General features: G+C 64.8%; 17 protein-coding genes and 1 pseudogene. 12 read left to right on the plus strand and 6 right to left on the minus strand.

Annotation, left to right across the window (positions count from 1 at the left end; all coding sequences use genetic code 11):
• Nucleotides 1-9 precede the first annotated feature (9 nt).
• Nucleotides 10-4,527, plus strand: a complete 4,518-nt coding sequence (locus RMCN_RS05540; RefSeq protein WP_067387757.1) for a non-ribosomal peptide synthetase — start codon at nucleotides 10-12, stop codon at nucleotides 4,525-4,527.
• 332 nt (nucleotides 4,528-4,859) lie between these two features.
• Here RMCN_RS05540 and RMCN_RS05545 read toward each other — a convergent pair whose 3' ends face one another.
• Nucleotides 4,860-6,281 (minus strand): SagB family peptide dehydrogenase, encoded by a 1,422-nt coding sequence (locus RMCN_RS05545; RefSeq protein WP_067387775.1) that lies wholly within the window; start codon nucleotides 6,279-6,281, stop codon nucleotides 4,860-4,862.
• Between the two features lie 673 nt (nucleotides 6,282-6,954).
• Between RMCN_RS05545 and RMCN_RS05550 the strand changes: the two genes are divergently transcribed.
• A complete protein-coding gene (locus RMCN_RS05550; RefSeq protein ID WP_165604415.1) occupies nucleotides 6,955-7,782 on the plus strand; it encodes an alpha/beta hydrolase in 828 nt (275 codons plus the stop codon).
• Between the two features lie 176 nt (nucleotides 7,783-7,958).
• Nucleotides 7,959-9,117, plus strand: a pseudogene (gene istA, locus RMCN_RS05560) (IS21 family transposase); the annotation flags it as partial.
• Between the two features lie 216 nt (nucleotides 9,118-9,333).
• Here the strand turns inward: istA and RMCN_RS05565 are convergent.
• A complete protein-coding gene (locus RMCN_RS05565; protein ID WP_084377188.1) occupies nucleotides 9,334-9,894 on the minus strand; it encodes an MPT63 family protein in 561 nt (186 codons plus the stop codon).
• Between the two features lie 320 nt (nucleotides 9,895-10,214).
• A complete protein-coding gene (locus RMCN_RS05570; RefSeq protein ID WP_084377190.1) occupies nucleotides 10,215-10,925 on the minus strand; it encodes a DUF1326 domain-containing protein in 711 nt (236 codons plus the stop codon).
• A gap of 310 nt (nucleotides 10,926-11,235) precedes the next feature.
• Here RMCN_RS05570 and RMCN_RS31370 point away from each other — a divergent pair, with 310 nt between their 5' ends.
• From RMCN_RS31370 to RMCN_RS05615, 9 genes are all read left to right on the plus strand, one after another.
• Nucleotides 11,236-11,541: a rhodanese-like domain-containing protein gene (locus tag RMCN_RS31370; protein ID WP_234787583.1), complete on the plus strand. Its 306-nt coding sequence runs from the start codon at nucleotides 11,236-11,238 to the stop codon at nucleotides 11,539-11,541.
• Between the two features lie 532 nt (nucleotides 11,542-12,073).
• Nucleotides 12,074-12,418 carry an NADH-quinone oxidoreductase subunit A gene (locus RMCN_RS05580; protein WP_067387761.1) on the plus strand — a complete coding sequence of 115 codons (345 nt, stop codon included), beginning with the start codon at nucleotides 12,074-12,076 and terminating at the stop codon, nucleotides 12,416-12,418.
• Nucleotides 12,388-13,557: a hypothetical protein gene (locus RMCN_RS05585; protein WP_084377196.1), complete on the plus strand. Its 1,170-nt coding sequence runs from the start codon at nucleotides 12,388-12,390 to the stop codon at nucleotides 13,555-13,557. Before RMCN_RS05580 ends, RMCN_RS05585 begins: the two co-directional genes overlap by 31 nt.
• Entirely contained in the window at nucleotides 13,550-14,488 is a 939-nt protein-coding gene (locus RMCN_RS05590; protein ID WP_067387763.1) for a complex I subunit 1 family protein, read from the plus strand. Before RMCN_RS05585 ends, RMCN_RS05590 begins: the two co-directional genes overlap by 8 nt.
• Before the next feature lie 3 nt (nucleotides 14,489-14,491).
• Nucleotides 14,492-15,055 carry an NADH-quinone oxidoreductase subunit J gene (locus tag RMCN_RS05595; RefSeq protein WP_067387764.1) on the plus strand — a complete coding sequence of 188 codons (564 nt, stop codon included), beginning with the start codon at nucleotides 14,492-14,494 and terminating at the stop codon, nucleotides 15,053-15,055.
• A complete protein-coding gene (locus RMCN_RS05600) occupies nucleotides 15,052-15,354 on the plus strand; it encodes an NADH-quinone oxidoreductase subunit NuoK (RefSeq protein ID WP_067387765.1) in 303 nt (100 codons plus the stop codon). The genes RMCN_RS05595 and RMCN_RS05600 overlap by 4 nt, the downstream gene beginning before the upstream one ends.
• Before the next feature lie 8 nt (nucleotides 15,355-15,362).
• On the plus strand, nucleotides 15,363-17,228 hold the full coding sequence (locus RMCN_RS05605) for a proton-conducting transporter transmembrane domain-containing protein (RefSeq protein WP_067387778.1): 1,866 nt from the start codon (nucleotides 15,363-15,365) through the stop codon (nucleotides 17,226-17,228).
• A 3-nt stretch (nucleotides 17,229-17,231) separates the two neighbouring features.
• Nucleotides 17,232-18,722: a complex I subunit 4 family protein gene (locus RMCN_RS05610; protein ID WP_067387766.1), complete on the plus strand. Its 1,491-nt coding sequence runs from the start codon at nucleotides 17,232-17,234 to the stop codon at nucleotides 18,720-18,722.
• 21 nt (nucleotides 18,723-18,743) lie between these two features.
• Nucleotides 18,744-20,129: an NADH-quinone oxidoreductase subunit N gene (locus RMCN_RS05615; RefSeq protein ID WP_067387767.1), complete on the plus strand. Its 1,386-nt coding sequence runs from the start codon at nucleotides 18,744-18,746 to the stop codon at nucleotides 20,127-20,129.
• A gap of 1,074 nt (nucleotides 20,130-21,203) precedes the next feature.
• Here RMCN_RS05615 and RMCN_RS05620 read toward each other — a convergent pair.
• The 3 genes from RMCN_RS05620 to RMCN_RS05630 form a co-directional block, all read right to left on the minus strand.
• A complete protein-coding gene (locus tag RMCN_RS05620) occupies nucleotides 21,204-21,416 on the minus strand; it encodes a heavy-metal-associated domain-containing protein (RefSeq protein WP_067387768.1) in 213 nt (70 codons plus the stop codon).
• A gap of 586 nt (nucleotides 21,417-22,002) precedes the next feature.
• A complete protein-coding gene (locus RMCN_RS05625; RefSeq protein ID WP_067387769.1) occupies nucleotides 22,003-22,410 on the minus strand; it encodes a four-helix bundle copper-binding protein in 408 nt (135 codons plus the stop codon).
• Nucleotides 22,411-22,856: 446 nt separating this feature from the next.
• On the minus strand, nucleotides 22,857-23,679 hold an 823-nt coding region (locus RMCN_RS05630), incomplete at its 5' end, for a M56 family metallopeptidase (protein ID WP_206779115.1).

The raw sequence follows: 23,679 nt of genomic DNA on the forward strand, positions 1-23,679 counted from the left end.
ATCGCGGCCATGACCCCGACTCCGCGGCCGATCGAGGACGTTCTTGCTCTGAGTCCTCTGCAGGAAGGGCTGTTTGCGTTATCCCGACTGGCCGAAGACCACCTCGACCTTTACAGCATGCAGTTTGTTGTGGATATCCACGGACCGGTTAACCTCGAGTTGCTTCGCCGCAGCGCTCAAGTCATGCTGGACCGGCACCCGAATCTACGCGCCGCCTTCTGGGATCGTGATGTACCGAAACCGGTGCAGGTCGTGCCCGCGCAGGCGACCCTGCCGTGGTTTGAACGGGTTGCCTCGCCAACGGAATTCGACGCTATCGCACGCTCGGAACGACGGCGCGCGTTTGACCTGAGTCGTGGGCCGGCACTGCGGGTCGCCCTACTTACCGTTCCCGGTGAGACCAGGCGACGGATGATCTTCACCGCGCACCACATTCTGGTGGACGGGTGGTCACTCGCCGTGTTCTTCATGGAGATGCTCGCCGTGTACCAGGCCGGGGCCTCAGCCAACGAGCTACCGACTCCACGTCCCTATCGGGACTACATCGCCTGGCTCGTCCAACAGGACCGCACCGCCGCGACTGCGAAATGGACTGAGTACTTGCGCGGCGTGTCCGGACCGCTCATGGTCGCCGATGGCACCGTCGTGGCGGGCGATCACGTGCCGGAAAAGAGGGAACTGCGGTTGCCTGAGGCCGACGCGGTAAGACTGCAGGAGTGGGCCGGGTGCAACGGTCTCACACTCAACACCGCAGTGCTTTTCGCGTGGGCGGTCGTGCTCAGCAGGCTCACCGACCGTCGCGACGTAGTGTTCGGCACCATCATCTCCGGTCGTCCAGAAAGCTTGCTCGGCGTGGAGACCATGGTCGGCTTGTTCATCAACGCCGTACCTGTTGTGCACCGCTTCAGCGGAACCGACTCGGTGGTCGAGCAATGCGCACGGTTGCAGCGCGAAACGTCGGCGATGCGGGACGTTGGTTATCTCAGCCTGTCAGAAATTCAGCGTGAACATGGCCGAGGGACTTTGTTTGATTCGTTGTTCGTCTTCGAGAACGCACCGATCGAGGATGCGATCCGCACGGTCGATACACCCGACGGAGTGCGCTTCTCTCCCATAGAGATGGAAAGCTTGACTCACTACCCGTTGACGGTGGTTTCGCACCTGCGAGATGGCGAACTCGTGGTGCTCGTCGAAGCGATTCGCGGAGCACTAGCGCATTTCCCAACCGCCGACCTCGGCGAGCGATTGCTCAGCGTATTGCGGCAACTGCCCGGTATTGGCGACGGCAGCGCCGACGCACTGGATATTCTTACGTCGGCGGAGCGCACAGGACTCCTTGCGGGGCAACCCGTTGCGGCCCCATCTACGACAGTGTGGGAAACGTTCGAGCGGCAAGTCAGAGCCACGCCTGACGCCGTTGCGCTGACCACCGACGGCGCCGAGGCATACACCTATGCCGAATTGCACGCCGAGGCAAGCCGGCTGGCAATGGAGCTTGCCGAATACGGCGTCGGACCGGAGAGCGTCGTTGCTCTGGTGTTGGCACGTTCCAGCAGATCCATCGTCGCCATCCTTGCGGTGCTTGCCGCAGGTGGCGCCTACCTGCCGGTCGACATCACGCTGCCCGAAGCTCGAATCGGATCCATTCTGCACCAAGCCAACCCGGTACTCGCTATCACCCAATTGTCCTTCTGCGAACTGGTCGGCACGCAGCTGCCCAGGCTGGTCCTCGACGACCCAGCTGTAGCCGAGCGCATTTTGCGCCGTCGCGCCGTCGCGCCAGCGGTGCGCCGTCATCCGGAGCACAGTGCATATGTGATCTTCACTTCTGGTTCTACCGGTGAACCCAAAGGAGTCATCGGGACCAATGCCGCATTACTCGGTTATTTCGCTGATCATCGGGAGCGCGTCTACCGAACCGCCTGGGAGCGCCTAGGCCGCCCGATGCGCATCGCGCACGCCTGGTCTTTGAGCTTCGACGCCTCATGGCAGCCGATGGTCGGTCTGCTCGATGGCCATGCGCTTCATCTATTCGACGCCGAACAAATGCGCGACGCCGATCGGCTGGTGAAAGGAATTGCTGCACACCGGATCGACATGATCGACACCACGCCCTCGATGCTTGTCCAGCTGCGTGCGGCAGGACTCCTCGATCATGGTCTTTCGGTACTGGCCCTAGGTGGCGAGGCGATCAACCCCACGCTGTGGGAACAGTTGCGCGACCTATCACCCACAGCGGTGTACAACTGCTATGGACCCACCGAAATGACCGTCGAGGCCGTGGTGGCGCCCGTCAATGACTACCAAGTACCGACGATCGGCACCACGAACGCTGGAACATTCGCCTACGTCCTGGATTCGAGGTTGCGGATGGTCCCCAACGGCGTCGTTGGGGAACTGTACCTGTCTGGGGTACAGCAGGCCCGCGGCTATGCCGGTAGATCTGCGATGACCGCCGCTCGGTTCGTCGCCGACCCACTGCGCCCGGGACAACGCATGTACCGCACCGGCGACTTGGTACGTCGCCTTGCGCACGGAGGCTATTCCTATGTGGGACGCGCCGACACCCAGGTCAAAATTCGAGGCTACCGCGTCGAGATAGCAGAGGTCGTAGCCGCGCTGCGCTGTCAGCCGAACGTACACGACGCGGCAGTTTCCGTCGTGCGTCGCGACGGCGCCACCAGCCTCGTCTGTTTCGTTGTGTGGCAGGAGGAATCGGATGGAGATCTCGCCCGACTGCGCTCTGCGCTCACCGACCGACTGCCGTCGTATATGGTCCCGGCCCGTATCCTGGCATTACCGACGCTGCCAGTGAACGCCAACGGAAAACTGGATATCCACGCGATCGACCAGCTAGCAGAAAACGCGCTCTCGCGCGTCGCTGAAAACGGGATGGAGTCGGCGTCCACCGATACTGAACGGTTGCTGTGTGAAACGTTCCAAGAACAGTTCAACGGCATTGTCCCGCACGTCGACGACGACCTCTTCTCGCTCGGACTAGACAGCATCGTGGCGATCTCGGTAACTCTCAAGGCTCGTCGGCGTGGCCTCACATTGAGTCCACGGATGCTGTTCACCGCCCCGACTATCCGTCAACTGGCGGCGACGATCGATGCGGCCGGCCCGGACAACGCCGTCGAGAGTGCTGCATACGGTGAGGTGATGCCACTGCCTATGGTGTGCTGGCTGTACGAGCACGGTAATTACCGCCGCTTCACCCATACTGTTTTGCTTCAATTGCCCGCCGAAATCGACCGCTCGTCGATCGAGTCGATGCTGCAGCTGCTGCTCGACGGGCACGACATGCTTCGATCCATCCTGGTCGATACTCCCAGTGGACCGCGCTTGGTTACTCGCGCACCCGGCGCGGTCGTCGCCGCCGACTTGCTTACCCGCGTGGAGTTGCCGAAATCGACCAATGCCGAATTCCGTTCGGCGATCACCCATTCCGCACGAACGATCATTGACGAGATTGATCCTCGGGCAGGTGCGGTGGTGCGAGCGGTTTGGTTCTCCGGCAGCGAACAGGACCAGGTGCTGCTGCTCACCGCGCACCATTTGGCGGTGGACGTGGTCTCCTGGCACATCATGCTGGGTGAGGTCGCAGAAGCCTGGCGCTCGGTGACTTCGGGAGAGGCGCCGAAGATCTTGCCAGAATTCACCTCCTACCGCCAGTGGTCGGAGCTGATGTGGCAACGAGCCACGACGCCCGAGGTAGCGGCCCAGCGCGAATACTGGGTCACGCAGGTACGCGAACCCGATCCCCCGTTGGGTGTGCGGCACCCCGACCCAACCCGTGATATCTGGTCCAGCCTGCGAGTCACCCCTGTGGTCACACCCGTTCATGTCACCGAGCGCCTGCTGGCCACACTCACCAGAGAGGAGGGGATGCGCGAATTGATGCTGGCCGCAATGACGATGACGATTGCGAGTTGGCGGAAGGAGCGTGGCGCCGATCCAGCTTCCGGCACGCTCATCGACCTGGAAGGCCACGGCCGCGCTGATGCCATTCTGGGCACCGACACCACGAACACCGTCGGCTGGTTCACCAGTGCATTTCCGATACGGCTGGGCGTCGGTGAGGCGGCCGTCGATGTCGAGCGGGCTGAAGAAGATCCAGGTGCGGCTCGGGCTCTACTCGACTCAGTGGCTACCCACCTTGCCGCGATCCCGAATGACGGTCTGGATTACGGCCTGCTTCGTTATGTCGAGCGCACGCCCGAGTTGCGGGCGGCCTCCGAACCCCAGGTCCAGTTCAACTATATGGGCCGGATGGACCTCGGCGGTGGCAAGGGCCAACCGTGGTCACTGATCACCGGAGCCCAAATCGATGCGCTCCCCATTGATCCCGAGCCCGATCTGCCGTTGCATTTCGCTCTCATCATCGGTGCGCTTGTAGGCGCCTCATCCGAAGGCCCTCAACTGATCACCAACTGGTGCTGGAATGAAGCCCTGTTCGCGCCTTCCGATATCGACCGGCTGACGGACCTCTGGCGGCGCGGCATCGACGTGCTGGCTGGCGAATAGGCCGGTCAAGGAAAGGAATGCGCCGCCACAGAATTCTGGCAGCGAGGAGACGCGAGTCGGCCGGGCATGAGGGACCAGGCTTGGGGCGGCGTCAGACGATTTCTTCGCGCTTGCGAGGTGATTCGGCACTGCCACCACCGTAACCGCGTGGGAGCGCGACTCACCGGAGCTCGATCGTGCGGTTGGCGCACATCAATGCCTCAGCCAACGCGGGCCGGTTTGCCGAGCGGCTGAATAACGGGAAAGCCCGGTCCGGCATGTCGCAACGACTATCTGTGGCCGCCCGCCACTACCCTCGAGGCCACAGCACAGACTGATGAGGAGCTTTTGTTTCAGGGACGGCTCGGCGGCCGACTTTTGGCACGCGAGCCGACAATGATGCTACCGACGCTGCACTCCTGTAACTCCTCAACCCCGGTGGCCGCGACAAACCCTGCGGTATCACTGAATCCCTGAGCGCAGGCACCAAGACCCATCGCGGTAGCAGCCAGATAAATCGTCTGCATGAGGACACCGACATTTTTCAGAATGAGCGCGTAAGAGACCTGCTCGTAGGTCCACATGATGCGACCGGTGCGCGCGGCAATGACGACGAGCACTTGCGGCTCGGCGCCTCCAGCCAGAGTCGCGGAAGCCGGTTTCAATAGCTGGGACACCGCCCGTGGATCCGCTGCGGCCAGTGGGCGCAGCACGTGGTCGAATGAATCGTAGTGGTACATGCCAGGTTCGAGTCCGGCGACATTTCGCACCACCGGATAGAGTTCCAGCTCATAGAGGCCGCCGGCGGAAGGATATGGCCGTGATAGGAGTTCCTCGCCCTCACCGACCGGCTGGACGCTCCGTGTTCGTGCTGTGCGGTATAGCAACTCCGCCAGCTGTTCAACGCTGATTGGGACGCCGTCGTCGAAGGACCTTGTGGAGACTCGATCTTCGATGACGGCCGTCAGGGACGGGTCTTGGCTCCGTTTCGCCGTCAAGTCGGGAACGGCCAGGACGATCGGTTCACCCGAATAGTTGGCACGGCGTGCCGGGGGCTGCGGGAATCGGCCCTTGGCCCATTTGGTCGGACCAAAACGCTCCCACGTGACGATGCGCTCACCGAGCGTGCTGCGGCGATGGAACCACACATCCGGTGCGCTCCAGCTGACGGTTTCAAATCTGGAGTCCTCGTGACCACAGGCCGCAAGGATGCCGCACCAGCGCAGGTCCTCGACGAATTGCGATGTCACTGCAGGAGAGAGGTCAGAAACGGACGTCGATGGTCCGTCGAGCAAAACGAGCAGACGTGGGTCATAGATGCACAGATCGCACCACGCCAAGGGATGCTCGACGATAAAGCCCTCTGTGGCCCGATGCAGCACAGCGTATTTCGACATTACAACGGATTGCGACGGCGCGCCCGGCCGCGGTGCGGGTTGTCCGAACGGCTGAATAGAGTATAGAAGCTTCCCCTCCTCGCGCACGTTGACCGTCAACCAGCCGCCGGCGATGAGGCGATCCAATAACGCGCCCATATCGCATGCATTTTTTGCCCCAAACAGCTCCGCCACCGTTGCCGCCCCGACGTTGAGTGCTTTCAGCGCCAGTATCTGATCAGCGGTCAAACGGGTAAGCCTCTCACTGCGCGGAGGATTCAACAGCACCGCCCCGGCGGAAGTGGTCACGCAGGTGACACCCGAAGCCAAGGCCAATGTCGTCTCATGGGGATATCTGATGTTGGGCAAACCGGAAGCCCTTCCGTTCTCGAACTGCATCACCGCGTCAAGCCTCAGCGTAAATCAAGCGCAACCAGCGATAACGACAAGTCCCTACCTGTGCACAACGTACGGCTGCCGACGGCAAAGAGGCTACCGCGGCACCATCCGGACGATGACGGCGTTTGGGCGCAACACCCCAGCACGTCGCCGAACCCCCGCGGTCGAGAATGCTTATATCCTAGCGGCCAGCCGAAGAGGTGCTTGATCATCCACCAGCCAAACCGCACCGCCTGACCGTCCCTGCGTGCTGCTGCTATCCAAGCAGTGCGTGGCCCCACGCCGCGTGCCGGCGAAGACCGGTGCGGTCGGTGATCGCCAGCTCAGCCATCGCCGCGATCGCCGCACTGTCGATGCTCGGCGGACCGGCGATAACGTTCGAGCCGGGCTCCGAGCGAGCCGCTAGACCTATAGACCAACGGGGATGGATTTGACTTAGGGTATCCGGATCGGTTCGATTTGCTGTGGGCGTGGACGGCGACCCGCGTGATCCCGCACTCGGGCCATTGAACGTCGGTGCGATCATCGATGGGTTGCCAAATCGTATAGCAACAGTGTAGTTACCGACCAACCCCTGGGGCTGGTGAATTCTGGGACAGGAAAACGATAGGTGATACACACCCTAGGCAGCAGTCACTTTGTCCGCCTACACGACGGGCGCAAGCTGCACTACATGACGGCAGGCACTGGCACCCCCACCGTGGTGTTCGAATCGGGTTTAGGCGCTTCACGATCGGAGTGGGGACTCGTGCAGCCCCTTGTGGCACAACGATTCCGGACCGTGGTTTATGACCGGGCCAACCTGGGCCGCAGTGACGACGACCCCGAACCACGCACGTTGGAGCGCATCGCCGATGACCTCACCCAGCTGCTGTCAGCGGTGGATGCCGCCCCGTACGTCCTAGCCGGGCACAGCTACGGCGGAACGATCGCCCTGGCTGCTGCAGCGGCGAATCCGTGTCTGAGTGCAGGGCTGGTGCTCATCGACCATGCTGACGAACATCTCGACGTCTGCTGCGGGTCGTCGCTTAAACATTTGCGGAGGATTGTGCTGGCCGGCCGGTGGGTGCTCGGCGTCCTGAGGCGCCTGCGCCTGCTACCGCTGGCCGTTCGGCGAGCCATGCCGGGCATGCCTGCGGACGTGGTGCACGATCTGGTTACCGAAGATCTCACCGTGCGTGCCGTCCAGGCGGCCGACGAAGAGGAACGGTTCTTCATCCAGGGTCTGCAGACTCTGCGGCGTAATCCGCCTGTTCTCGGGGACACCCCGATCACTGTCATCTCAGGGATGAAGTCGACGATCTTCGACAGGTCCATCCGTAAGGCGTTCTTGGGGGCGCACCGTCGGGCGGCTGTGCGATTGGGTGCGCGTCACGTCGAGGCGGCGCGGTCGAATCATCAAGTGGTCATCACCGAACCACTACTAGTCGCTGACGAGATCATCCGAATCGCCGGCCACCGGCGCGAGCTGGCACCCAACGATCCCCGCGGTGCACAGTAGCGATCGAACCCGCTGCTTCGATGACGTGTCACGCAATCCTGGGGTTGACTGTCAGCGGTCACGGATTTCCTCAGGTTTGAGGGGTTGTCCGCCACGTAATTCCGCACCCCGGCTGTCACGTAATTCCCCCCTGGGCGGTGTGTCTGTCCGGTGTTGGCCTCGTTGGAAGGTTCGCTCTGCATCTATCTGGTGATGGATGGAAGGCCGCTGATGGCGAGGAGAAATATCGTGATGTCGACCTGGTCGAGTCGTTCACCCACTGGCATGCGGGCCGTTCACAGGTCCAGTTATCGCAGTCACTGGGCATCGACCGCAAAACCATCCGCAAAAAATTCTGAGCCCGGCGATCGCCGACGATAGAACCCCGCGGCGAACCGTTGAGCCGAGGCGTGGGCGGAGTTGATCGGGGGCTGGTTCCCGGAATGTCTGATCCGGCGGCGCAGGCGTCGACGTGGCCGCTGATCGCGCCGCACCACGATCGGATCAAGGGCTGGCTTGACGACGATGTCACGGTGGCCACCATCGCCCAACGGTTGCGCGACGACCATGATGTGGGGGCCTCGGAATCGTCGGTGCGGCGCTGAAACGCCACGTATTTCGCCGAGGAGGTGGCCCGGGCGAAGGTGACGGTGCCACGGGGTCGATCCCGGCAGTGAGGCCCAGATCGCTGGGCATGTGGGTCGATCCGGCCGCGGCCAAGCGGGTGGCGGTGTGGGCGTTGGTGATGGTGCTGGCCAGCTCGCGGCACCTGTTCGTGCGCCCGGTGAGCCGGATGAACCAAACTACCTGGTGCGCATTCCATGTCGCGGCATTCGAATTCTTCGGCGGGGTGCCCGCGCGACTGGTGTGTGACAACCTCAAGACCGGGGTGGACAAGCTCGACCTGTACGACACGCAGATCAACCGCACCCACGCCGAACTCGCGGTGCACTACGGCACTCTGATCGACTCGACGCGAGCGTTCAAACCCGAAGACAAATCTCGGGTAGAACGTCCCATGACTTATGTGCGGAACTCGTTTTGGTGCGGCCGCCAGTTCGCCTCAGTCGCGGCGATGCAGGCCGACGGCGAACGCTGGAGTGTCGAGGTCGCCGACACCCGCAAGAGCCGGGCGTTGGAGGGAGCGGCACCCTGCGGGGGTTCGAGACCATCGAAGCTGAAGCGTTGATAGCGTTGCCGCTTACGTCCTTTGAGCTGTCCACATGGTCCATTGGCACCGTCGGCGTCGACGCGCACCTCAAGGCCGCCAAAGCCCTCTACAGTGTTTCGTGGCGGCTGATCGGGCAGCGTCTGCATGCCCGCACCGCCGGCGAAGTGGTGCAGATCTTTTCCGGGATGCGGTGGTGGCCGAGGTAGCCGTGGAGGCGGCTGGTGTTGTGCCAGTGCACCCAGCTCAACCTAGCCGGTCGACATCCTCGACGGTTGAGCATCCGGCTGCGGCTACGGATCTTTCACACAGAGCTGAGGGCGATCACCACCACAGCGAATAACACCACCCGCTCCGCAGCGAGTCGTCCTTCCTTCGCTCCGTGCAAGGCAAGGTCTAGGGTTCTACATCCGATCGCGGCAGTGTGGGCACGGCTTTTCCATAGTCGCACACATTGGGCAATTGTCCATCGGCATCTTCATCATTCCGTCGCAGCACCACATCATGTGGGTGCCGTTCCCGTCGGCATAGATCACTGCCATCGGCTCTGTACCCTCGATATCGAAATAGACTTTGCCGCTGGAGCTTTGGCCTTGCGCGAGGTTAGCGGCGGGCAAGCCTTGGGGGGTAGCGATCTGCCACAGCACGGGGTAGCGCTGGCCGGCTGCGGTAACTGCGTGCAGGTTGGGGATGATCGGGGTGAGGGTGCCTGTGGCTGCGCGTACTGTCGTCGATGCTTCCCAGAGCTGTCCGCGTGGACTGTATCCCGGTAGGACTGTCTCGGACTTCTGGAGGTCGGCAACGACCCACTCCTGGACCGCCGCGCCCCCAGCATCAACGATCTGTTGTGCGGAACCGAATTTGTGGGGGCAATGCTCGGTGGCATTGCTGGGTGCGGCGAACGCTGTTGCGGCGGCGACGAACGCAGCTGCGATCGTCGTGGTCAGCGTGGTCGTTAGTCGCATGACAACGTGTCCTTTCGGGCGATTGAGCGAACAGTCGACACTCGGTTCCGGCAGCTCGCCTCTCTACGTAGTCTGATAGTAGTTGAGATGAGTGTACCCGTGTTGTGGGGTATGGCCTTGGCGTTCGGCGGTCGTGCGGAATTGCGGAGGGCTTCTCGCCGCATGGGCGAAACGCACGGGCGGCGCGAATCCGGCTTACGTGCGCACACCGGTGGCTCTCGTCAAACCGACGCCGCACGAAGGGTGGGTTGGCCGCCTATGGACCGTTGTGCCCTCGGCGGCCTCCCCCGGCCTTCATCGGTCGTTGCGCGCCGCCACGGTCAGGCATGGCACTTGCATGACGACCCCTCACTCGTCGTGGATTCCTGCTGGCGTGCGTCACCGCCGTCGGGTCGCCAATCGAACGGAAAGTGCTTACTGGAACCGCCGCGGTACTCGTGCGACCACTGAAAGCCGACAGCATGATCGCGTTCGACGACGCCCCATGTGGCGATCTGACCGGGGCCAACCTCAGCTCCCGGCGCGTTGATTGTGGTGACCCGCCGGTTCGGATCCGACGTGGGCCCAGTCAGAGCGGCGACCCGCACATCGACCTTGGCCGGGATCTCGGCTCGCCAGTAGGTCAGATCGTCGGCGGCCTCGAAGGTGATCGGCGCGTACACGATGTCGCGCAAATCGGCGATGAGGCTTGCGAATTCGGCTGGCCAGCCGCCTTCCTTGCCGGTGAAGATGCGCTTCAATGCCTCACGCTGGGCGGTGTCGGCGTTGCCGTCGATGTAGAACATCAGCTTCATCATGGCGTTGGGGTCACCGACCCACATGTTGCCAGTGAACTCCCCGAGGGAGACGACGTTGAATCCCGCTAGATCCACCTGACCGAAGTGGCCATCGCGGATATGCCACACGAGGGTGAACAGGCAGTCCCCGTGGGTGGGCTCTTGAGCAAAGCTGCATGGGCAGGGCAGCTTGCAGCTACACACGTCGAACCAGTCGCCGCGCAGATGCCAGTCGACGGCCGTTGTAGCGGTCATCTTTCACTCTTATCTATACCCCTCGGGGGTATTACTACGGTGGGAACGTTAGCCCTCGATGGACTTGGGCGCAAGTACCCTTACCCTCCGGGGGTATATTGCGGACATGCGTGGATCGATCCGCCGCAGTCGTGTGGAAGCGTCGCGACCGCGGTATCAACAGCCGGAGCAGCCGGTACTTCCTGCGTCTTCATCGCGATTCGTTGTCGCGACTCTCACAGCCGCCGGCTTGCTCGTGTTGGCATCGTGCGCATCGGGAGGTCCGCCCCCGACGTCAACGTCGCAGACCCAGGTCTCGAGCGCCGCCCGGTTGGTCGATCCCGACGAATTCTCCGCAGTCATCGCCGAGCCGAATCGGGTGACGGTCAATGTTCATGTGCCCTTCGAAGGCGATATCGCGGGCACGGACCTGTCGATTCCGTTCGATCAGATCGCGGCGCAGGCTGGTCGACTCCCAGCCGATCGCTCTACCAGGTTGGCCATCTACTGCCGGTCTGGACCAATGAGTGCTATTGCAGCTGAGACACTTCGCGATCTCGGCTACACCGACATTGTCGAACTTCGCGGCGGCATGCGCGCCTGGCAGGCCGATGGCCGCCCGCTGACCGGTGTCTGACCAGCCTCTGCCACACATACGCTGCGGCGACGAGATTCACTGTCGGTAAAGTTGCGAGTCGACAGGCAAATCCTCGTCGCAGGGCCTATTCGGTTGCAGCGTCGACTTACGTGGTGGTGCAGACTTGAGAGGCACGTGAGCTGAAGTCGTCCGGCGCGGTCGAACCGGAATAGGGCGAATGCCGATATCCGGCGATGAGGCAGAAACCGATCCACGTCAGTGTCGGGCGCACCACCATCGGCAGCCCTTTGCACGAGCGTTTCCGTGGCGAGATAGCCGACGAGAATGCCGATTCCGACGACGGTGACCAACCGCGCCGCCCAGTCGGGCGACGCAGCATCGATCTTCTTCGGCGTGATGCGAAATCTTTCAACTCAATAGATGCGGCGGCCTACTTCGGGCCGCGCAGACCTCGGGCAGGTTTTAGAAGCAGACCGCGCGGCTAACCGTCATTGCTCGGGAGGTGCCGTTCACCGTATGTTCGCACCACTCGTAGAGCGGTTCTGGATATCGAGGCGGGAGGAAAACTTTCGTGTACGCGGCTGTGGCGTGGATGCTGGCGATATCGCTTGCGGGCGTTGCCGCGGCCTACGGTGCGAGCCGGGTCGTTTCCGGCGCGAACCGCGCACTGGTGTGCTTGCCGTTTCAGTCGGGATGGCTTCCCGCGGAGCACGCGCTGTCGCGCTACCACGTCCGCTGGTATCTGGCCACATTGGTCTTCCTAGCTTTCGATGTCGAAATGCTGTTCATGTATCCGTGGGCGGTGGTGGTCGCGCAGCTCGGTGTATCGGCGATTGTCGAGATGTTCGTCTTTCTCGGGGCGCTGCTCGTGGCGGTGGTGTGGGCGTGGCGAGAGGGCGCACTGCGATGGGTGTGACGGCGCTGGCGGCACGGTGGGCAGCCCGTCGGCCCCATGCCCTGCTGGTTGAGACTCCGGGGCAGTGGACGCTGCGGGCGGGGGTGGAACGGGAGCTGGCGGCACGCGGCTGGCAGATCGCGCCGTCGCCTGCAGGTGCCGACGTGCTGGCTGTGTGCGGAACGCCTGGGCCCGAGTTGTCTGCGGCCGTGGAGCGGGTGTGGGAGCAGTTGCCCGGTCCGCGCGTCCGAGCGGCGATCGCCGACGGCGGTGCCGTCGGTGCAGCGCTCGACGATGCCGTCACGGCACTCACAGACATCTACCGTCACCGTGACGACGCCCGCCAGCGCCGACAATCCGGCGTCGAGGAGGTAGCCGGTGGCGGTCGCCAAGCTATGGGCCACGACGGGATGGATCACGCGCACACCGACCACGACGGGATGGACCACGCGCACACCGACCACGACGGGATGGACCACGGACACATGGATCATGGCGACATGGACGTGGCGCCGGCGGGAATTGCGCTCGCGCAGGGCGCCGGCGACCGCGACGGCCTGGAAATGGACGTCTTGCACGCCAGGTTAGGTCCGATCTTGCCGCACTGGCCGGCGGGCCTGGTGCTGGCTTGCACGTTGCATGGTGACGTCATCGGCAAGCCCGAGGCGTTACGTGTGGATGCCGAGCATTTCCTGCGATCCAACGGCGGGGCCTCGTCGGTTGCCCGTCAGTGCGACCACATCGTAGATGTGCTGGCGCTGGCAGGCTGGCCGCGTGCGGCCGGGCAGGCCCGCCGGGCGCGCGATGCGCTGCTCGCTCACGCCGACAGTGACCGGGCCGCGGCATTGCTGGTCAAATTGCATGACATCGTGCGGCGATCTCGGGTATTGCGGTGGTCACTGCGCGACCTCGGTGCGCTGTCTGTTGAGGAGCTACGCAGTCAGGACTTACCCCTCGATTGGGCGGGCGATACCTATGACCGGCTGCTGAACCGAATCCACCACGCCTGCAGCGGTATTGGGCTGCCGCCGTCGAGCGCTGACGTGGTCGATGCCCTGCCCGGGATTGTGGCCGGCCTGGATGTGGCCGCGGCCCGGCTGGTGATCGCGAGTCTCGGAATCGACGGCGTCAGCGGCGGACAAGCCGGTCATCATGGCTGAACCGATCGCTGTGCTGGTGCCCGCGGCGTGGTCGCTGGCTGCTGCCGCACTGGTCGCCGTCCTCGCCTGCTACGCCGCAGCCCTGGACGCCACGCTCACCGCGCGCACCGCCGGTGCCGCCAAATTCCCTGTCGCTGCGCCGTTGTATGAGACGGTCCGGCTGCTGCGCCAACGCCGTCGCGTTACGGTGGCCGCCGATACGCTGTTGTGGCGCATCGGTGGTGCGGGCCTGCTCGCCGTGGCCTTGTTGATGGTCACCGTTGTTCCCCTGGGCCGGTGGACGCTGCTCGATTTGGATGTCGGTGTCGTGTGGTTCAACGCGATGGATGTCATGGTGTGGGCGTTGGTGTGGCTGGCGGGGTGGGGACCGAATTCGGTGCATTCGCTAATCGGTGGCTACCGGTTCCTGGCGCACGGCTTGGGGTATGAGTTGCCGTTGATGTTCGCTCTGGTTGCGCCGACCATCGCCGCCCAAAGCCTGCATGTCGGTTCGATCTCGGCCGCGCAGCATAACCTGTGGTTTGTGGTGTGGATGCCCGTCGCGTTTGTCGTGTATTGCGTTGGGGTGGCGGGGTTTTCGGTGTGGGGTCCGTTGCGTCCCGCGCTGGGTGTCGACATTGCCGGCGGGGTGGCGGACGAACTGTCCGGGGTGGACCGGCTGCTGTTCGGGGCCGGCCGGTATGCGTTGCTGGCCGCGGGCGCGGCGTTCGCGGTGCCGATGTTCCTCGGTGGCGGCGCCGGCCCGGTGCTTCCCGACTGGCTGTGGACGATCCTGAAAACCGCTGGGTTGCTGACGGTTCTGGTGTGGATCAAGCAGCGGCTGCCGGTGTTGCGGCCGGAAAAGTTCATGGAGATCGGCTGGATGGTACTGCTGCCGGCTGTCCTCGTACAAGACCTCGTCGTCGCCGTCGTCGCGGTCTGGAGAGGCTGACACATGATCACGCATATCGTCTTCTGGGCCACCGCCGTTGTCGCGGTGGCCGCCGGTGCCGCGGTGTTCTGGGTGGACTCGATGGCGCGCGCCACCTATGCCTTGGCTGCGTCGTTCATCGCGGTCGGTGTCGCCGTGCTGTTGATGCAGCAGAACTACATGGGAGTGATCGTCATCTTGATGATGGTGATGGAGATGGCCGTGATGGGCGTCTACATGGTCATGTTCATGGGTATGAACCCGGCGTTGATGCCGATGAGCATGGTGCACGGCAAGCGGCCCGCGCTCGCGATCGCCGTCGCGGCGTTCATGCTCCTGTCGGCCGGGATCCTGCTCGTCGACTGGCCCGCCCGCCGGGGTGCGCCCGCGCCGGATGTCACCGCCGCGCTCGGTGAGGCTCTGATGGGCCCGCAGATGTTGGCGATGATCGTCATCAGCCCGATCATGGTGGCCACCATCGTCGCGGGCGTGGTGCTGGCCGCGCACCGCACCCGCTACGACCGGTTCGGCGACGACCTGGACCAAAGACCGGCCCGCGATCCGCAACCCGGCGGGGTCGGCCGATGACTCTGCAGACCGTGCTGATCGTTGCTGCGGCAATCTTCGCCGTCGGCCTGTACGGGGCGCTGTCTCAGCAGGTCGTGGTGATGGTGATGATGGGCCTGGAATTGATGATCAACGCGGTCATCCTCGCCGGGGCCGCGTTCTGGTGGTTCCTGGCGCCCAACCCGACCGGACAGGTGCTGCTGCTGGTCGTCATTGCGGCGATGACGGTCGAGATGGCGATGGGATTCGCCGTCGCCACGCTGTTGCACCGCGACCGGCAGACCGACATGACCGACATGGCCACCGACCTGTCCGGGTGATGGCGACCATGACATCAGTGACGCAGCTGGCGCTCTGGGCGCTCATCGGGCTACCGGCGATCGTCGGCGCCGGGTTACTGCTGAGCCCGCTGTGGGGCCGCGGACTCAGACGGACCGCCGCGGCGATCTCGGTCACCGTTTCGGCGGCCGTGCTGGCGTTGTCGGGATGGGTGGCGGTGGCGCGGCCCGCGGTCGGCACACCGTTCGTCGCCGGTGCCGAATTCAGTTTGCGGATCGACGGACTGGCTGCGGCGGTGGTGCCCGCGGTCGCGGCGGTGACGTTGTTGGTGCTGGTGTTCGCCAGTGCAGACAGCGCCCTGGCGGGCGGCCGATTCCACGGCTTGATGCTGGTGTTCGCATCCGCCGCGGTGCTGACGGCGACGGCGTCGTCGATACCGGCGTTGCTGCTGGCCTGGGAGGTGATGGGGGCGGCGTCCTACGCACTGATCGGATTTCACTGGCGCGAGGAGCAACGGGTGTCGGCAGGGCTGACCGCGTTCGTCACCACCCGCAGCGCCGATCTGGGTTTGTATCTGGCCGCCGGCGCGGCGCTGGCCGGCGGTGCCGGCCTGGCGTTGGCCGACTTGCCCACCGCTGACGCCGGTTGGCGGCACGTGATCGCGCTCGGCGTACTGGTCGCCGCACTGGGAAAGGCCGCCCAGCTGCCGTTCTCGTTCTGGCTGTCGCGGGCGATGCAGGGTCCCAGCCCGGTCAGTGCGCTGCTGCACTCGGCGGCGATGGTGGCGATGGGCGCCTACCTGCTGCTGCGCACCGCACCGCTGCTGGCCGCCACCGGTTGGGCCGCCACCGCCGCGGTGTGGGCGGGTGCGGTGACCGCCGTGCTCCTCGGCGTCGTTGCGGTGGCCCAACGCGACCTCAAGCAACTGCTGGCCGCGTCGACGTCAGCGCAGCTGGGGTTCGTGGTGATGGCCGCCGGCCTGGCCACCGTCAGTGGCGGTGCGGCCCAACTGATTGCGCACGCTTGGACCAAGGCCGGGCTGTTCCTGGCCGCCGGGGCCTGGCTGTCGCTGCTGGGCAGCCAGCGGCTCGGCATGCTGCGCGGTGCGGCGCGGCGCTGGCCGCTCCTGCGCGCGACGGCCACCGTGTCGGCGCTGGCACTGGCCGGTGTTGCGCCGCTGTCGATGTGGGCCACCAAGGATGCGGTGCTCGCCGCCGCGCTCGAGCGCTCACCGTGGCTCTACGCGGCGGGCATGGTGGCCGCGGTCTTGTCGGCTGCCTACGCCGCCAAGATCGTCATGGTGTTGTGGCGCACGGACGTCGCACCGGACGAGCCGGTGCCGAGCGAAGGGCAGGCACGAAACCCCACCCACCTCAGTGCCTTCGAGCAGGTGCCGCTGGTGGCCTTGGCGGTGGGTGCGGTGCTCGCAGGGGCGCTGGTGCTGCCCCCGATCGGCACCTGGCTTGGCCGAGATCTCGACGGCGCCGAGGCCCCGCACGCCACCATCGTGGAGCTGACGGCGTCGGCGGTGCTGGCCGCCGCCGTCGTGCTGGCGGTGCTGCGCTGGGGTGTCCCCGAACCACGATGGGCCGCAGGGTGGTTGGGCCTGCAGCACGCGGCGGACACGGTGCTGGTACGTCCCACGCTGGCGCTCGCCGCCACGCTGGCACGCTTTGACGACCATCTTCTCGACCGTGCCGTCGACGCCGCCGCAACCGGCACGGTGAACGTGGCCCACTATGCCGGTCGGGCCGATACCCGCGGCGTCGACGCCGCGGTCGAGACAGTGGCGTCGCGGATGCGTCGCCTCGGTGAGCTGGCCCGAAAACCGCAGAGCGGCCAGTTGCACCAGTACTACGCCGTGGCCGTGATCCTCCTGGTGCTCGGTGTCCTGCTCCTCGTGGTGGTGAGGTGAACCGTGCTCAGTCTGATCGTCTTTCTGCCGCTGGCCGCCGCGGCCCTACTTGTTGCCGTGCCCCAGATCGGCGATGGCGCCGCGCGCTGGCTGTGGGTGTCGGTCACCGCGGCGGAGGTGGCGTTGACGCTCGTGCTGTGGGCGGGCTACGAGTCGCCGCCGCCCAATGCGTTGGCTTTCGAGGAGCAGGTGCCGTGGATTCCCGGCGTCAACAGCAGTTATCACGTCGGTGTGGACGGGCTGTCACTGCCGTTGGTGATCATGACCGCGGTCATCTTCCTGGCGTGCGCCGGGTACGCGGTGCGCAGCACCGATCGGACCCGCGCCCAGGCGGCGTTGTTCCTGTTCCTGCAGTGCGTCAGCCTGGGCCTGTTCGTCGCGGCCGACCTGATCGTGTTCTTCGTCTTCTTCGACCTGTCAATTGTGGCAATGTATTTCGTGATCGCGGGCTGGGGGCACGGCAACGCGGCCCGCTCGGCGTTGAAGTTCTTCCTCTACACCTTCCTGGGCTCGCTGGCACTGCTTGTCGGGTTCATCGGCCTCTACATCGCCGCCGATCCGCACACCTTCGACATGGTGGCACTGACAGCCGCCATGCCGCTGGCCGGCAGTTCGCTGACCGGCGGGCTGGTGCTGGGCGCGATCGTGTTGGGTCTGGCGGTCAAGACACCGACGTTCCCGTTTCACACCTGGCTGCCGCCCGCCCACACCGACGCGCCGGCGATCGGATCCGCGGTGCTGGCCGGCGTACTGCTGAAGATGGGCACCTACGGGTTCGTGCGGATCGCGATGCCGATGCTGCCGCAGGCCTGGCGAGATTGGGCTTGGCTGATCGTCGCCGTCGGGGTGGTCTCCGTACTGTACGGAGCGCTGGTGGCGTTGGCGCAGAACAACATCAAACGCATGATCGCCTACACCTCGGTCAACCACATGGGCTACATCGTGATGGCCGTCGGCGCAGCCGGCCTGGTCGCCGGCGACACCGCCGAAGCCCGTTCGGTGGCAGTCACCGGCGCAGTGACCCAGATGGTCAGCCACGGACTGATCACCGCCGCACTGTTCCTGCTCGCCGGGGTGCTCTACGACCGGGCCGGTAGCTACGACCTCGACGGCTACGGCGGACTGGCCGGGCCGGCGCCCAAACTGGCCGCGCTGTTCGCAGTCGGCGCCTTCGCGTCGTTGGGCCTGCCCGGGTTTTCCGGTTTCATCGCCGAATTCCAGATCTTCACCGGCAGCATCGCCGCCGCGCCGGTTACCGCCGTGGCGCTGCCCGGCATATTGATCACGGCGGCGCTGTTCCTGCGTGCCTTCCAACGGGTGTTCACCGGGCCCACGCGCGGCCACTCTGCAGGTTTCGCCGATCTACGGCCGAGTGAAACATTCTCGGTGGCAACGCTTCTCGCGCTGACGGTGGTCATCGGCGTGTTCCCACGGCCGCTGCTGGCGCTCATCGAGCCGGGCGCCGGTGCGCTCATCGGGCTGCTCGGGCGGTGACCGGTGCAGCCTGACGCCCAGATGCAGCCGCTGCTGATGCTGCCGGAAATCCTGGTGTTCGGCGGTGCGCTGGTGGTGTTGATCGGCGGCTCGTTCCTGCCCCGCCGACGGCTGTGGTGGACCCGCGTCACCGCGGGCGCTGCGCTGGCGGGCGCGGCCATCGTCGCTGTCGTGCAGCTGATGGGTACCGACTCGACCGCGTTCGACGCCACATTCAGCGTCGACACCGCTACCGGGGTGGCCAGGATCATCGCCGCCCTCGGCGCATTGCTGGTGGTGATCGTGGCCGGCGAGGAGATCGGCGGCAGCGCCCGGGAGAGCGAAACCTACGCCCTGCTGCTGTGTTCCACCGCCGGAGTGCTGGTGCTGGCCGGCGCCGACGACCTCCTCGTGCTGGCCACCGGGTACCTGCTCGCCGGCATCCCGTTGTACGCACTGATCGGGATGGTTCGCTCACCGCGTGGTGCCGAAGCGGCGATGAAGGCCTACCTGCTGGGGGCGCTGTCCGGGATCCTGCTGCTGCTCGGTATCACCGTCCTCTACGGCATCACCGGCGCAACCCGCTACGACGACCTCGCCGCCCGACTCACTGACGGCCCGACCGCGATCATCGCGGCCGGACTGGTGAGTGTCCTGACGGGCCTGATGTTCGAGGCCGGCGGAGTGCCGGCGCACTTCTGGATTCCCGACGCGGCCCAGGGCGCCAACGGGTCCACGGCCATGTTTCTGACCACGATCCCCAAGATCGGCGCCCTGATCGCGCTCTACCGACTGGCGACGGTGCTGCCCGATACCGTGGCCTGGCCACTGGTGGTCGCGCTATTCGCCGTCGCCAGCATGACATTGGGCAACCTCGCGGCGTTCTGGCAACACGATCCGCGGCGGCTGCTGGGCTGGTCTACCGTCAGCCAGGTCGGGTACCTGCTCGTTCCAGTCGCCGTGGTCGGCCGCAGCGACCTGGCGCTGCCGTCGCTGCTGTTCTACCTGGCCGGCTACACCGCCACGAACATCGCCGCGTTCGCCGTGACCACCGCACTGCCCGAGCGGCGCGAGATCGGAGACTACCGGGGGACGGCGCGAACCCACCCATGGTTGGCCGGTGCACTGGTCGTCGCCCTCCTCGGGCTGCTCGGTACTCCCCCGGCGGCAGTGTTCGTCGGCAAGCTGACCACCGCAAGCGCAGCATGGGACGGTGGCGCAGCGTGGCTGGCGGTCGCCGTCTTTATCAACACGTTGATCAGCCTGTTCTACTACCTGCGTTGGATCGTCCCGACCTTCACCCCGGCCCCCGCTGGCTTGCCGAGCACCGATGCACCCAGCGCCAGACGGTGGCCGACCGGCGTCGCCGTCGTTACGTCCGGCGTAAGCGTCGCGTTTGGCATCGCGGCGGGCATTATCTGGAATTAGTCAGGCCACCTGCGCCGGGCCCGTGCCCACGGGGACCGAACCCAACAGCGTGTCGGTGGCGGGATTGATCACATCGAGCGCACCGGCCATGGTGCGCGGTGTGACCGCTCCTTTCATGGCGCTCGCGCCACGCCTGCCTCTCACAGCTTGCCGGCTGCCAACTATTCAGATAAGAGGTTCGCTGCAGATCGGTGGCTGTTCACACTTGGGCCAGCGCGCCACCGGCGTCAGCCACTCGCCGTTGGGAGCCGAACATGCGCGGACATTTGGCCGCTGCAAAGGCGGCTGGTATGCCGGTGTCCCGCCAGCAGCACCATCGCTGCGCCTGCCGCCATCACCTTCACCACGTTTCGCACTGCCCGCCCCTTCTTTACACGGCCAGCGGCATACGCAGCTCCTACGTACTTCCACCACCCTACTTACCAGATGCGGCACTGCACGTGGAAGGCAGTCCGGGACCGGTTGCATGCACTTCGAGGCGAGGCGACCCGCACTACGGCACCCGAGTATTTGGCAATTCGTAGGCCTGGCGCCGTGTCGTTAACCAACACAATACTTCTCGCGGCCTCGACGGCCTTCGTAGCAACGCTGGTTTGCACGGAAGGAACGACTGAGGCGCCACCCGAGCTAGGGGTCGGACCGGCGCCCCAGCCGCCCCAGCACATACTATCTGAAATAGTAGATACCGGAAGTACTTCCCGAGATGGTAGATACCGAAAGTACGCGAATGGCCGTGTCTTTCTGCCGCGGCAGACTGCGATGCCTGCCGGCACCGAGGTGGCTTTTCGAAGGGGGCTCGAAAGCGCCGGGAGCGTCATTCACGTCCCGACGCGAGTCGGCCAGTTGCAGCTTGCGTGAATTCCATGAGGCGCGTGCCAAAGAGCTGTCCGCTGGCTGCGTTCGGCCGGAACCCTCAGCGGTACTGCGCTTCGCCTCGGCGGCGGGAATAGAGCACGACCGGCAAGGCTCTACAACCAGAAGGCGGCATCACTACCCGAGTCGGCAACTGGGCTGGTCCGACTGCGTGTAGTGGCGTCGACGTGGTGTGCCACCGGCCGTGGACCCGACCGGCACTCATGTCATCCGCACGGCGGTGTATCCGGCCTCATCTACGGCCGCCATTATGGCCGCATCGGCGATGGGCTCCTCACTGGTGACAACCAGCTTGCCGGTGGCAGCGCTCACCTCCACATGCGTGACACCGCCGAGGGAACTGACTTCCTCGCGGACCGACATCTCGCAGTGCCCACACGTCATCCCGGAGACCCGGTATTCCGCTGTGGCCATGGTGGGTTCCTCCTTCCCCTGAGGACGATCGGCCGGCTCACTCTGTCTGGGAATCCGGAGGTCGTCGCTTGGGCGAACGGCGCACTCCTGCTCAGATACGCCACTACTACGGAGGGTACCCCCTACCCCTATGCCGTATCCCGCCGATGTCATGGTCGGACAATCAGCGGCGTGTTGCGGTCAACGGTGCAGCCACTTCCGCCACAAAGGTGCGCTTGCGACCGCAACGGTCACGGTTTGCCGCCGGCCTCGGCGATGAAAGGCGGTGCAACGGGCACCGCGCAGCGTGGTCGCTGCAGCGCCGAGGATGTTGCTACTCAACGGCTTTGTGTCATGCGGCGCAGCGCCCCGGCAGGCGCCGGCGGTGAAGGTGCGCGGCGTGCAGGGAAAATGTCGGTGGCGAACAGTACTACGTCGATCTCTCGACCTCGAGCCGTGTAACCGACGGGTGCAGGATGTCGCACACGATCTACTCGACGGTCAGCTCGGGCTCTGTGTGGTCACGCCGCCGAAGCGAGCGGGCCCATCCTGAATCAGAAGCCAACGATTCCATCGGCTTGCCGGTGCTCGGGAGGCTTCGCAGCCATCAGCCCAGCGTTGCGAGCAGCTGGTCGCACGCCTGCCCGCAACGCCGACACACCTCTGCGCAGATTCGGCAGTGTTCGTGGTGCTCGGCATGCCTGGCGCATTCATCGCCACAGGACTGACACGCCGTGGCGCAGGCCTGCAACACCGAACGGGTCAGATTGGCATCGTAGCCAGTGTGGCGCGAAAGCACCCGACCTGTCGTCTCACACAGATCTGCACAATCGAGGTTGGTGCGAATGCAGGTGGTCAGCTCTTGGACCGATTGCTCACTTAGACAGGCATCGGCGCATGCAGTACATGCCTGCGCGCACTCGATGCACGCCTCGATACACTCCGTCAATGCCGCACGGTCGATGCCGCCGAGCTCCTGCGGGTAGGTTTCCAGCATTTCAGCTGCGGTGCTCATTTGCGTCACTCCATCACTGTCGTCAGTTGGTGCGCCGCGAAATTCAGCAAGACGCGACGATCCACGTGATTGCGGCCAGCCAAACCGCATAGCCACAACTCATGGACAAAAGGCGCGTACCCCACGCATCTACGGTCAAACCCCGTAGGCGAGGGTCGTGCAGTCGACGAGTACCCGAACGGCCATTCGGTCGAATCCGATACCGTGGCTTCTACTGACCGTCATAGTAGGATAACATCGGGTTCCGTAGAGTTCTGCCCTTGTTCGCGCCCGAGTTGGCGATCACGTCGGCCGAACAACGCTTGAGAGCTGAAACCGGTGGCGGGACTGCGTCGGACGGTCCGCACATGGTCGCCGGAGCAGCCACCGGTGTGCGGTTTTCACAATTGCGCGGTCAGCGGCCCGCGCCGGTCCTCGGGTCTTCTGCTTGCGCGACATTCGTGGAGCTAACCGCACATCAGCGTGCCCGATGCCATCAACGCAAGAATGAGCAACGGTCCGCCGGCCATCAGCGTCGATGCGCTGGCCAATGCTGCCCGCGCGCGTATCTGCGTCGGCGGTGTTGCAGGAACCGCCAGACGTTCGGCTCTGCTGAGCACCGCCACATCGGCCGCTCCCAATGATCCTGCCGGCGCTGCGCCGGCCAGTGACATCAATCCTGAAAGCAGCGTGCGGCGACCGAATCGACGGGCTGCGGCATCGTCGGCACACATCTCCAGTATCCGCGAAACCTCAGTGGCGCCCCGTGTCATCAGCGAGAGTTTCGGGAAGACCACCGCCAGACAGCGTAGGGCGGCTATCACTTGATGATGGCGCCCCGCCAGATGAGCGCGCTCGTGTGCGAGCACGGCGCCCAGTTGATCGTCGTCGAGGGCCGCCAGCGCACCGGTGGTCACCACGATGACCGGTGGGCGGCCCGATACGCAGTAGGCGGCACGTTCGGAAGCATCGATCACGAACACGTCCTGCCCGACCGGCCGACCCACCAACCGCACCCCGTCAGCGTGCTCGAGCGCTCCCGCCCGCAGGCGAGCAAGAGCGCGGGCAATTCGGGTACCGGCGAGCGAGGCCGTGATGACGCCGAGGGCTGCAGCGGCGAGCAACAGTACTTGCGGAATGCGACCGGCGTACCCAGTCAGCACGTCGCACAACACGGCAAGACACGACGCCACCACACCGTTGCGGTGTTCGCCGCCGGTGACAAGGTCCCCTACGATGAGCACCGCGGCCGTCAACCAGCTGATAAGCACACTGCCGATGGCAGTCAGC

Source organism: Mycolicibacterium novocastrense (genome assembly GCF_001570485.1).
Classification (GTDB): Bacteria; Actinomycetota; Actinomycetes; order Mycobacteriales; family Mycobacteriaceae; genus Mycobacterium; species Mycobacterium novocastrense.